1 pseudogene is annotated in these 396 nt (G+C 38.9%); it reads left to right on the forward strand.

Annotation, left to right across the window (positions count from 1 at the left end):
• Positions 1-396, forward strand: a pseudogene (locus tag FC57_RS10490) (transposase); the annotation flags it as partial.

Consider the following 396-nt stretch of genomic DNA (forward strand, 5'->3'; position numbering starts at 1 on the left):
TTTGCTCTGCCAAAGGCAAGAACTATTGGCAAATAATCCTCCGTTATCCTCACTGTGATTTAGTAGAAAAAGATGGTAAAAAGCATTGCCTTTAAGCATGCACAAAAGACTGCAGATAAGCTAATTGACTTGGCTAATAAAGCTTATCCTGTTGTCTCATGCGACAGCGTAGAAGTCGAACAGGCGCAATACTATGCTCAAAGACTGCTCAGTTTAAGTAAACAAAGAGAACAGATAATTGAGCGAATGGTCAAACTAGCAACATCTTTGCCTAATCATGACCTAGAAAACCTGGAAAGCATTCCTGGCTTTGCCCAAATTACAGCAGTCAGAGTCTTAGCAGAATTAGGCGATTTACGTAGATTTAGTAATCCCAATAAAATCAACGCTTTTATT

Origin of the sequence: Lactobacillus ultunensis DSM 16047 (genome assembly GCF_001436305.1) — a bacterium.
GTDB classification, from domain to species: domain Bacteria; phylum Bacillota; class Bacilli; order Lactobacillales; family Lactobacillaceae; genus Lactobacillus; species Lactobacillus ultunensis.